The sequence below is a fragment of the Microvirga zambiensis WSM3693 genome (genome assembly GCF_016735695.1).
Taxonomy (GTDB): Bacteria; Pseudomonadota; Alphaproteobacteria; order Rhizobiales; family Beijerinckiaceae; genus Microvirga; species Microvirga zambiensis.
Map to the genome: position 1 here is coordinate 66174 of NZ_JAERQD010000028.1, position 10987 is coordinate 77160.

Sequence of the window (10987 nt, forward strand, 5' to 3'; positions counted from 1 at the left end):
TTCTCCTCGACCACCTGCTGAGCTCGCGCACCTGGTCCGGCTCAAGGCCCGCCTACTGCTTCTTCCAGTGGTAACAAGTCTGCTCCGAGATCCCGACCTGCCGGATGAGATCCGCTACCAGCAGGCCCGGCTCCCCCTGCTTCAGCACCGCCACGATATGCTCAACCGAGAACTGCTTCTTACCCATGACAAACCTCCTTGAGCCCCCAAGAAAATCTGCCGACCAGACTAAAATTATGCCTGGACCGCGTCGCCCATGTCACCCCAACTCCTCCGAGTTGATGGAACGCTTCAATGCACGCAAGCGAGCGGTTACCGGCAAGTAACACGTCAATGAAGCATGCATCAACGTCAGAGATCGCTGGACGTACCTTTGCCGGGCGATCGACAACACCAATGACGCGGTTGATTTCTGGTTCAGAGAGCGGCGCAATCTCACAGCCGCCAAGTGCTTTCTGCGCAAGGCCCTCAAGCGGCACAGCCGGCCCGAGCAGATCGTGATCGACGGCAGCCAGACCAATCGAGAGGCGATCCTGTTGTGTGATGCTGAGAGCCGGCTGCAGGACCGTTCAAGACGCAGGCTCAAACCGATCAGGATCCGGCAGAGTCAATACCTCACTAATCGCATTGAGCAGGATCACCGCGCGATCAAGCGCCGTGTGCGTCCGATGCTCGGCTTCAAGTCCGCTGACAGTGCTCGCCTGATCTTGGGTGGCATCGAGTTGGTTCACATGCTGCGTAAACAGCAGGCGAAATATACCTGCAGGCAGCAGTTGTCGCTCGCCGAGCAATTTTTCACCTACTCGCCGCGTGAGGGCGGCACGACGAACCTGCTGCTTTCTCGTCCCTATTCTCAAGTTGCAACAGAACCTGACCAAGCTGCCCTCTCGACGATTACCAGAAGGAGCCAAGAAGCTCAAAGATGCTCACCCGGCGTCGCTGCCGAGGTCACCGATTGTTGCTGGGCCAGAGACCTCTTTCTCGCTAGGACTCTTACCTGGCTCGAACGTTATCAAGGCCTTCGCGACGAGTGGGTCTATGCTGTGGCCGTCCTGCCGCGTGACTGCAACAAGGGCTGAGCGCATGCCGGGTGTCCAGAATGCGACGAGATGATCGTGGATGCCCGTGATAGCCTGATCGTCGGGATAGGACCGAAAGAAGGACGCAATCTGATTGGCCTTGTGGATCAACTTGTCAGTGTTCATGCAAGAACGTCCTGTGTACGAATGCGCTCAAGCCCGTGAAATACGGTGACCCCATCGTCGCGGGCAATTCCGACGAGCGCGATGTCCAGACGGCGGGCCCGCTCTAGCGCCAGCGAGGTGGGAGCCGAATTTGCTACCAGCGTTCTGGCGCCGAAAGCGGCGACCTTCTCGACGAGCTCGAAGGAGCAGCGGCTTGTCACGACGATGAAGCCGCTGCTTGGGTCGGTGCTATTGCGACATAGTGCGCCAATGAGCTTATCGAGCGCGTTGTGGCGCCCGACGTCTTCCCGAACAGTCATGATGCTGCCATCCAGACCTGCCCACGCTGCCCCATGAACGGCGCGCGTGAGGGCGTTCAGCGACTGCGCACCTTCGAGGAGGGGCAGCGAGGTACGCAGCGACGCCAGCGGGATCTCTGGAGCCAATCCCACAGGTGGGCGTGCCCGAGGCAGAGCAGCGAGATCCTCAATGCCGCAGAGGCCGCAGCCGGTTCGCCCGGAAAGGACACGTCGGCGAGCCAGATGTTCGCGGAGCCGCTCTGGAACGAGGTCGATCGCAAGTCGCAGGCCCTGCTCAGCGATCTCGATCCGAATGCCACGGATCTCCCCCACCTTCTGGATTATATCCTCGGTCAGACTGAATCCAACCGCGAAATCCTCAAGGTCGGAGGGCGTCGCCATCATGACTGCGAATGGAATTCCACCATAGATGAGATTGACCGGAACCTCGCCCGGAACGGCCCGTGTCGCCGGCACGGGAGGTTGCTTGTCGAAGGACACGACTGTCATTGGCGCCACCTCGGCTGGGAGAGGCAGTTGCTCCTTCCTACTTCGCGGCACGGACATCGGTCCCGACCCGTTTGAGCGTGATGTCCTGTTCATAGAACCGGGCCTGCCAGTCGGAGGGACGGTTCGTGCGGCGCACCTGCACGGCTGTCACCTTGTACTCCGGACAGTTCGTCGCCCAGTCGGAGTAGTCGGTGGTGATCACGTTAGCGCCGGTCTTGGCATGGTGGAAGGTCGTGTAGACCACGCCCGGCTGCATGCGCTCGCTGATTTGCGCCCGCAGGGCAATGTCGCCCGAGCGGCTCTCCAAGGACACCAGATCGCCGTCCAGGACACCCCGGCTTTCCGCATCAAACGGATGGATCTCCAGCACGTCCTCCTCGTGCCAGCGGCTGTTTTCGGTGCGGCGCGTCTGCGCGCCCACATTGTACTGTGACAGGATGCGGCCTGTCGTGAGAATGAGCGGGAAGCGTGGGCCCGTCCTCTCCTCCGTGGGGATGAACTCAGTGATCATGAACTTGCCCTTGCCACGCACGAACCGGTCCACGTGCATCATCGGCGTTCCGCTCGGCGCAGCATCGTTGCACGGCCACTGAATCGAGCCGAGAAGATCCAGCTTCTGATAGGACACACCCGCGAAACTCGGTGTCAGCCGGGCGATCTCGTCCATGATCTCGCTGGGGTGCTGGTAGTGCATGGGGAAGTCGAGTGCGTTCGACAGCGCGATGGTGACTTCCCAATCCGCCATGCCGCCGAGCGGCGGCATGACCTTGCGCACGCGATTAATGCGCCGTTCCGCATTGGTGAAGGTGCCGTCCTTCTCCAGGAACGAGGATCCTGGCAGGAAAACATGGGCATATTTTGCCGTCTCGTTCAGGAAGATGTCCTGAATGACAATGCATTCCATGGCCATGAGACCCGCTGTCACGTGCTGCGTGTCAGGATCCGACTGGGCGATATCCTCGCCTTGGATGTACAGCCCCTTAAAGGTGCCCGCGACCGCCTCGTCGAGCATGTTCGGAATGCGCAAACCAGGCTCACTCTGAAGCGGCACGCCCCAGAATGTCTCGAACATTTGCCGCGTGGCGTCGTCGGAGACGTGCCGGTAGCCCGAGAACTCGTGCGGGAACGAACCCATGTCGCAGGAGCCCTGCACGTTGTTCTGTCCGCGCAGCGGGTTCACGCCGCAGCCGGGCCTCCCGATGTTGCCGGTCGCCATCGCGAGATTGGCCATACCCATCACCATGGTCGAGCCCTGGCTGTGCTCGGTGACGCCGAGCCCGTAATAGATCGCCGCATTGCCCCCGGTCGCATAAAGACGGGCGGCATTGCGCACGTCTGCGGCTGGAACGCCGGTCAGGTCCTCGACAGCTTCGGGCGAATGCCGCTCATCAGCGATGAAGCGAGCCCAACTCTCGAAATCGCTTAGATCGCAGCGCTCGTGCACATAAGCCTCATTAACCAGGCCTTCGGTGACGACCACATGCGCGATAGCATTGATCATGGCCACGTTCGTGCCGGGCTTGAGCGGCAGATGGTAATCGGCGTTGATATGCGGCGCTTTCACGAGGTCAATCCGGCGCGGATCGATCACAATAAGGCGGGCGCCTTCGCGCAGCCGCCGCTTCATACGCGAGGCGAAGACCGGATGCCCGTCCGTAGGGTTAGCGCCGATCACCACAATCACATTGGCATCGGCTACGGAGGCGAAATCCTGCGTTCCGGCGGACGTACCAAGGGTGGTCTTTAGGCCGTAGCCTGTCGGGGAATGGCAGACCCGAGCGCAGGTATCGACATTGTTGTTGCCGAAGCCCGCACGCACGAGCTTCTGCACCAGGAAGGTCTCCTCATTGGTGCAGCGCGAGGACGTGATGCCGCCGATGGAGTTCCGCCCGTACTTCGCCTGGATTCGCTTGAACTCGCTCGCTGCATAAGTCAGCGCCTCATTCCAGGACACCTCGCGCCAGGGATCCGTGATCTTCTTGCGGATCATCGGTTTGGCGATGCGGTCCTTGTGGGTGGCATAGCCCCAGGCAAACCGCCCCTTGACGCAGGAATGGCCCTCATTGGCCTTGCCACCCTTGTAGGGCACCATGCGCACGACGGTGCTGCCCTTCATCTCGGCCCTGAACGAGCAGCCCACGCCGCAATAGGCGCAGGTTGTGACCACCGAATGCTCCGGCTGCCCTAGAGCGATGATGCTGTTCTCATTGAGTGTCGCGGTCGGACAGGCCTGCACGCACGCACCGCAGGACACGCATTCTGAACCAAAGAAGTCCGTCCCACTTGGCGAGACGCGGGAATCGAAACCGCGTCCCTGGATGGTGAGCGCAAAGGTGCCCTGCACCTCTTCGCAGGCGCGCACGCAGCGGGAACAGGCGATGCACTTCGAGTCCTCAAAGGTGAAATACGGGTTCGAAGTATCCTTCGGCGCATCGAGATGATTGGCGCCATCATAGCCATAACGCACTTCGCGCAACCCGACCGCGCCTGCCATGTCCTGGAGCTCGCAATCGCCGTTCGCCGAGCAGGTCAGACAATCGAGCGGGTGATCCGAGATGTAGAGCTCCATTACGCCGCGGCGCAGATCCGCCAGACGCTCCGTCTGGGTGCTGACAACCATGCCCTCCTCGGTCGGCGTCGTGCACGAGGCCGGCGTCCCGCGCCGTCCCTCGATCTCGACGAGACAGAGGCGACAAGAACCGAAAGCCTCAAGCATATCTGTGGCGCAGAGCTTCGGGATCTGCGTGCCCATCATCATAGCGGCAGCCATAACGGACGTACCTGCGGGCACGGACACCGCTTGCCCGTCGATGGTGAGTGTCACCATCTTGTCCGTCTTAGCGATGGGCGTACCGAAATCGGTTTCTCTGATGAGAGCCATGACACTGCTCCATTACTCGGCCACCACGGAAAGGCGCGGCAACTTGTCGAAATCTTCTGGAAAGTGGGTGAGCGCGCTCATCACTGGTACGGGCGTCAGCCCGCCCATAGCGCAGAGCGAAGCGTCAGTCATGAGCGTGCAGAGATCCTCAAGCACCTCGAAGTTCTTCTCGGGCTCGATGCCTGCGATGATCCTGTCCATGACCTCGACTCCGCGCACGGCGCCGACCCGGCAAGGCGTGCACTTGCCGCAGCTCTCGGCAGCACAGAACTCGAACGCGAAGCGCGCCTGCTGGGAGAGATCGACGCTGTCGTCGAACACCACGATACCGCCATGCCCGAGCAGTCCCTTCGCGGACGCGAGAGCCTCGTAGTCGAGGGGCAGATCGAGCATGGAAGCCGGCAAATAGGCCCCGAGTGGGCCACCGACCTGCACTGCCCTGAAAGGCCGCCCTGTCGCCGTGCCGCCGCCGAACTCCTCGATGATCTCCCGCAGCGTCGTGCCAAACGCGAGCTCGATGATACCGCCCCGCTTGACATTGCCCGCGAGCTGCACAGGCAAGGTTCCGCGGGAGCGGCCCATGCCGAACTCCGCATAGGCCTTCCCGCCATGGGCCAGGATCCATGGCACGGATGCCAAGGACAACACGTTGTTGACGACCGTCGGCTTGCCAAACAGGCCGCGCAGAGCCGGCAATGGCGGCTTTGCCCGTACCATCCCGCGCTTGCCCTCAAGGCTTTCCAGCAGCGATGTCTCCTCGCCGCAGATATAGGCTCCGGCACCCAGGCGCGTTTCCAGAGTGAAGGCACGACCCGAACCGCAGATCGACGAGCCAAGATAGCCACCCGCCGTGGCGATCTCAATAGCTCTGTTCACCGTTCGATAGGCATGCAGATACTCGGACCGAATGTAGATGAAGCCCTTGGTGGCGCCAACGGCGAGGCCTGCGATGGTCATGCCCTCGATGAGGGTGAAAGGGTCGCCTTCCATGAGAAGCCGATCGGCGAAGGTGCCGCTGTCACCCTCGTCCGCATTACAGACGATGTATTTCTGGTCGGCCTCGACATTCAGGACCGTGTCCCACTTGATGCCGGTGGGAAAGCCCGCTCCGCCCCGGCCGCGAAGGCCGGAGAGCCTGACCTCGTCGACGATGACCTGTGGTGCCAGCAACAAGGCCCCCTGGAGCCCCGCATATCCTCCGTGGGCTCGGTAGTCATCCAGTGAGAGCGGGTCGACGATGCCGCAGCGGGCGAAGGTCAGGCGGGTCTGTTTGGCGAGATAAGGCTGCTCCTCAATGTGCCCGAGGCGCAGCGGATGAGGCGGCCCGTCGAGGAAGCCTGCATCGAACAAGCCGCTTATGTCGGTGGGTTCGAGTGGACCATAGGCGATCCGGCCTTCGGGTGTCTCGACCTCGACAAGCGGTTCGAGCCAGAACAGTCCACGCGACCCGGTCGTCACGATGTCGACCTCTACACCCCGGCGGGAAGCCTCCTGAAGAACCAAGGCGTGGATGCGGCGGGAGCCGAGAGCCAGCGACGCTGCATCGGCGGAGATGAAAACGCGCGTCACAGCCCCCTCACCTCCTGTACTAGACCAACGAGTGCATCAGACCCGAGCCGCCCTAACGGCTCACCATCATAAAGAGCAGCGGGCGCGCAGGCGCACAGACCAAGGCAATAGACCCCCTCCACGGTCAGGCAGCCGTCCGGCGTAGTCTCGCCCCAGCCAATGCCGAGCAAAGCTAGGAAGGCTTCCGCAACTTTATTCCCACCCATCGACTGGCATGCCTCGGCCCGGCAGAGCTTGAGCACATGCTGCCCGGCCGGCTCTTGGCGGAAGTCGTGATAGAAGGTGATAATGCCATGGATCTCAGCCCGGGATAGGTTGAGGGCGTCTGCTACTAAGGGCAAAGCTTCGTCCGCGATGTAACCGAACTCATCCTGAAGCACATGGAGGATGGGCAGCGCGGCGCCGTCGAGCGAGGCCTGCGCCGCGATGATCTCGCTCGCGCGGGTGCCGTCCCATGAGGTAGATCTTGGCATATCCGTCCCTCGTTTTTTGTTCGTTCAAGTCTGCTCAACTTACATGTGACACGCCAAGTTGCGACAGCATAATTCCAAAGGCAGTCGGTTGCCCCTCAATCTACGGTAGGAGCCATTCGTTTGGCCTTCGCAACGTGGGCCGCAATGACGTCCATCAAGCCAGGTGATAGGCAGTCATAGGGTTCGAGGCCGAGCTCTTTTAGACGCTGCCGTATAGCAGGCATCATCTTCGGGTCCGTCCCAGATTCGATCACAGATGATACGAACGCGGCAAACTCTGGTGCCGACCAGCCAGATTGCGGCGAAAGCTCCGTGTGGATGAAGTCGAGTCCGTAGAAAGGATGCTCCCTGGTTTCGATACGACCGTACATGTGAACGCCACAGCCTATGCAGGCATACCGCTGTATAGTCGCAGTCGGATCGACCACTTTTAGCTTAGCTTCGTTGGCAACCACTGTGAGGTTCTCTCGGGGTACGACAGCAACCATCGAGAATAGTGCGCCCTCAGGCTTCCAGCATTTGGTGCAGCCGCAAATATGGTTATGTGAGCTGTTCTCTTGCACCTCGATTTCGGCGGGCTTGTCAGAGCACTTACACACGAGCTTGCCGCCCCGGAATCTTGAGTCTCCAAGCGCAATTCCGCTGTCTACGGCAGGGTGGATTAATAGTTGTTCGGTCACAGCATTTCTCCTCTTACACGGTATTGACCACCGACAGCCGCTGAGCATGCCAACGCAGGTGATCCTCGATAAAGGTCGCGATGAAGAAATAGGAATGGTCGTAGCCCTGTTGCATCCGCAGGGTGAGGGGCTGGCCGGCCCGGGCACAGGCTTCCGCCAGGAGCCGGGGCTTGAGCTGGCTGTCCAGGAAGCCGTCGGCCGTGCCCTGGTCGACCAGGAGGTCGGGCAGCCGCGCGCCGCCGTCGATCAGCGCGCAGGCATCGTAGGCGCGCCAACTTGACCGGTCGGAGCCGAGATAGTTCGTCAGGGCCTTCTCGCCCCAGGGACAGTTCATGGGCGAGGCGATGGGCGCGAAGGCCGAGACGGCCTTGAAGCGCTCTGGGTTGCGAAGCGCCAGCGTGAGCGCCCCATGGCCGCCCATGGAATGGCCCATGATGCCCTGCCGGCTCATGTCGGCCGGGAGGTTCTCGGCCACCAGACCCGGCAGCTCGCGCTCGAGATAGGAGCGCATGCGGTAGTGCCTCGTCCAGGGCGCCTCGGTGGCATCCACATAGAAGCCGGCGCCGAGACCGAAATCGTAGGCGCCGTCCTGGTCGTCGGGCACGCCCTCGCCCCGGGGGCTTGTGTCGGGTGCGATCAGGATCAGGCCGAGCTCCGCGGCGACCCGCTGCGCGCCTGCCTTCACCGTGAAGTTCTCCTCCGTGCAGGTGAGCCCGGAGAGGAACCACACCACCGGCAGCTTGGTGTCTGCGGCCTGCGGGGGAACGAAGACCGCCAGGCGCATGGGCGTGCCGGTTTCCTGCGAAACATGCCGGTAGACGAACTGCGTGCCGCCGAAGCAGCGCGATTGCGAGACGGTCTCGAAACTCAACAACCTGCTCCCGATCAGTACACGATCACCGAGCGGATCGACTTGCCCTCGTGCATCAGGTCGAAGGCGGTGTTGATCTCGTCGAGCGGCATGGTGTGGGTGATCAGGTCGTCGATGTTGATCTTGCCCTCCATGTACCAGTCGACGATCTTCGGCACGTCCGTGCGGCCGCGCGCGCCGCCGAAGGCGGTGCCCTTCCAGACGCGCCCGGTGACGAGCTGGAACGGGCGGGTGGCGATCTCCTTGCCGGCTTCGGCCACGCCGATGATGATGCTCTCGCCCCAGCCGCGGTGGCAGCATTCGAGCGCCTGGCGCATCACGTTGACGTTGCCGGTCGCATCGAACGAAAAGTCCGCGCCCCCGCCGGTCAGATCGACGATGGCCTGCACCACCTTGTCGGCGCCGATCTCGGTCGGGTTGATGAAGTCGGTCATGCCGAATTTCCTGGCCATCTCGACCTTGGCCGGGTTGATGTCGACGCCGATGATCTTGTCGGCGCCGACCATGCGCGCGCCCTGGATCACGTTGAGGCCGATGCCGCCGAGGCCGAACACCACCACGTTGGCGCCGGGCCAGACCTTGGCGGTATAGATCACCGCCCCGATGCCGGTGGTGACGCCGCAGCCGATGTAGCAGATCTTGTCGAAGGGCGCGTCCGCGCGCACCTTGGCGAGCGCGATCTCCGGCAGAACGGTGAAGTTCGCAAACGTCGAGCAGCCCATGTAGTGGAACACGGTCTCGCCGTCGCAGCGGAAGCGGCTCGTGCCGTCGGGCATGACGCCCTGTCCCTGCGTGGCCCGGATCGCGGTGCAGAGATTGGTGCGGCGCGACAGGCAGGATTTGCAGTTGCGGCATTCCGGCGTGTAGAGCGGGATCACGTGATCGCCGACTTTCAGCGTCGTCACGCCCGGGCCGACCTCGCGCACGATGCCGGCGCCCTCGTGGCCCAGGATCGCGGGGAACTTGCCCTCGGAATCGAGGCCGGACAGGGTATAGGCATCGGTGTGGCAGACGCCCGTCGCTATGACTTCCACGAGCACCTCGCCCGCCTTGGGGCCTTCGATGCGGATGGTCTCGATGGTGAGCGGCTTGCCAGCCTCCCACGCGACTGCTGCACGTGTCTGCATCGGATTCTCCATACAAGCATAAGGTCATCGCTAGTCAAACGACAGCGGATATTAACAAGAACTGGACGACGAGCGATCTGCCGCCCGAGGCGATTTGAACACACTCAACTAGGCTCAGTCGGCGCCACCGACCGCAATAGCCACAGTGTTCTCACTGATAAAAAACTGCATGAGATCTTCTCCGATTATCAGCGGACCAGAGTAGTTTTTACGTGTCCGCTTGATGATTTCGCCCCAACTCGGCACACCTGTTGGGCCGGCTAAGCGACCGGCGTGAGAGTAGACCGCCATCGCTGGTTTCACTCGGGCAAAAACGTCACCGGCCTCTTCGGGGGACGTATGATGCCCAAGGATCTTCTGATAAACAGGGTTGCCGTTAGTTTCTGAGGGGGCCGCGGCCATCTCGTGAATGATCAGATCTGCATTTTGGCTCTTCGAAATTAGGTTTTCCGAGTGCCTAGTGTCACCGCTGAAGACTACCGCATTGCCGCCATAGTCCACTTGATACCCAATCGATGGTTTGATGTGCTCACCATGGTCAACTTCAAAGGCCGTTACCTTGACGCCGCTCTGTTCGAACACCACTCCAACTTCAAATTCATGTGCCACGATCGGCATTGCATCGAAGCTCAGTTTCTCGTCGTTGTGACGGATCTTGGCGTCTGCGGAGAAAGCCTGTCTGATCCCGTCGATGAGGGGCTTGGTACCAGTAGGGCCATAGACTTGCAACGGTGTCTGGCGCCCACCGAGGGATTTGAGGCCGAGGTAACCTGTCATGAATATATCCGGTAGGCCGACAACGTGATCGGAGTGAAAATGGGTCAAAAATAGAGCATCAATCCTTCCGACGGGAATGCCAAGTTGACCGAGCCGGATCGCGCTGCCACGGCCAGCGTCAAACATCAACGTAAGCGGACCTGCCTGCACGATGTTCGAGAAGCCGAACCGCCGCGCGCTGAGCAGTGGCGTACCGGTTCCCAACAGCGTCACAACCATGCCAGTATCTTGCACTCTGGGGCTGACGGTCTCCTGTGCGATTGCTGCGACTGGTCTTCCCAGCAAAGAAAGCCCGATAATCATTGCTGCTACCGCATGCAGCGACGTACCACCCGTACGACTGGCCTTAGATCTATTCACAAACTTCATCTGCTCTCTCCCTTATCAACTGAATCGGTCAGACTTGCACTTGCGAAAACTGCGTGTTGAGCAGGCGAGCGCCACGGCTACGCACTGTGTTCCCGATGCCCCGACAAAGTTCTTGTTCGACTAGTTCAGCCCGTTGAAAAGCCACACCACCGGAGCCTCGGCATTCAGAGCGCCTGCACGAGCCGGTCGATGCTGGCTTTGGCGTCTCCGTAGAACATGCGGGTGTTGTCCTTGTAGAACAGCGGGT

General features: G+C 61.3%; 10 protein-coding genes and 1 pseudogene. 1 reads left to right on the forward strand and 10 read right to left on the reverse strand.

Going from position 1 to position 10987, the window contains the following annotated elements; translation table 11 throughout:
* Positions 1-52: 52 nt before the first annotated feature.
* Positions 53-187, reverse strand: coding sequence for a transposase (locus tag JKL46_RS36370; RefSeq protein WP_281399908.1), 135 nt, complete (start codon positions 185-187; stop codon positions 53-55).
* A gap of 91 nt (positions 188-278) precedes the next feature.
* Between JKL46_RS36370 and JKL46_RS20250 the strand changes: the two are divergent.
* Positions 279-794, forward strand: a pseudogene (locus tag JKL46_RS20250) (IS6 family transposase); the annotation flags it as partial.
* A 132-nt stretch (positions 795-926) separates the two neighbouring features.
* Here JKL46_RS20250 and JKL46_RS20255 read toward each other — a convergent pair.
* From JKL46_RS20255 to JKL46_RS20295, 9 genes are all read right to left on the reverse strand, one after another.
* A complete protein-coding gene (locus tag JKL46_RS20255; RefSeq protein ID WP_201836563.1) occupies positions 927-1205 on the reverse strand; it encodes a formate dehydrogenase subunit delta in 279 nt (92 codons plus the stop codon).
* Positions 1202-1993 (reverse strand): formate dehydrogenase accessory sulfurtransferase FdhD, encoded by a 792-nt coding sequence (gene fdhD, locus JKL46_RS20260; RefSeq protein ID WP_246529425.1) that lies wholly within the window; start codon positions 1991-1993, stop codon positions 1202-1204. The genes JKL46_RS20255 and fdhD overlap by 4 nt, the downstream gene beginning before the upstream one ends.
* Before the next feature lie 37 nt (positions 1994-2030).
* On the reverse strand, positions 2031-4874 hold the full coding sequence (gene fdhF, locus JKL46_RS20265; protein WP_201836567.1) for a formate dehydrogenase subunit alpha: 2844 nt from the start codon (positions 4872-4874) through the stop codon (positions 2031-2033).
* 12 nt (positions 4875-4886) lie between these two features.
* Positions 4887-6443 (reverse strand): NADH-ubiquinone oxidoreductase-F iron-sulfur binding region domain-containing protein, encoded by a 1557-nt coding sequence (locus JKL46_RS20270; RefSeq protein ID WP_201836568.1) that lies wholly within the window; start codon positions 6441-6443, stop codon positions 4887-4889.
* On the reverse strand, positions 6440-6916 hold the full coding sequence (locus JKL46_RS20275) for a formate dehydrogenase subunit gamma (RefSeq protein WP_201836570.1): 477 nt from the start codon (positions 6914-6916) through the stop codon (positions 6440-6442). The genes JKL46_RS20270 and JKL46_RS20275 overlap by 4 nt, the downstream gene beginning before the upstream one ends.
* A 95-nt stretch (positions 6917-7011) precedes the next feature.
* A complete protein-coding gene (gene gfa / locus JKL46_RS20280) occupies positions 7012-7596 on the reverse strand; it encodes an S-(hydroxymethyl)glutathione synthase (RefSeq protein ID WP_343074084.1) in 585 nt (194 codons plus the stop codon).
* A 13-nt stretch (positions 7597-7609) separates the two neighbouring features.
* The gene (gene fghA, locus JKL46_RS20285) at positions 7610-8467 is read right to left on the reverse strand and encodes an S-formylglutathione hydrolase (protein WP_201836574.1); all 858 of its coding nucleotides are present in this window, start codon (positions 8465-8467) and stop codon (positions 7610-7612) included.
* A gap of 14 nt (positions 8468-8481) precedes the next feature.
* Positions 8482-9594: an S-(hydroxymethyl)glutathione dehydrogenase/class III alcohol dehydrogenase gene (locus JKL46_RS20290; protein ID WP_201836576.1), complete on the reverse strand. Its 1113-nt coding sequence runs from the start codon at positions 9592-9594 to the stop codon at positions 8482-8484.
* 114 nt (positions 9595-9708) lie between these two features.
* Positions 9709-10740: an MBL fold metallo-hydrolase gene (locus JKL46_RS20295; protein WP_201836583.1), complete on the reverse strand. Its 1032-nt coding sequence runs from the start codon at positions 10738-10740 to the stop codon at positions 9709-9711.
* Positions 10741-10987 lie beyond the last annotated feature (247 nt).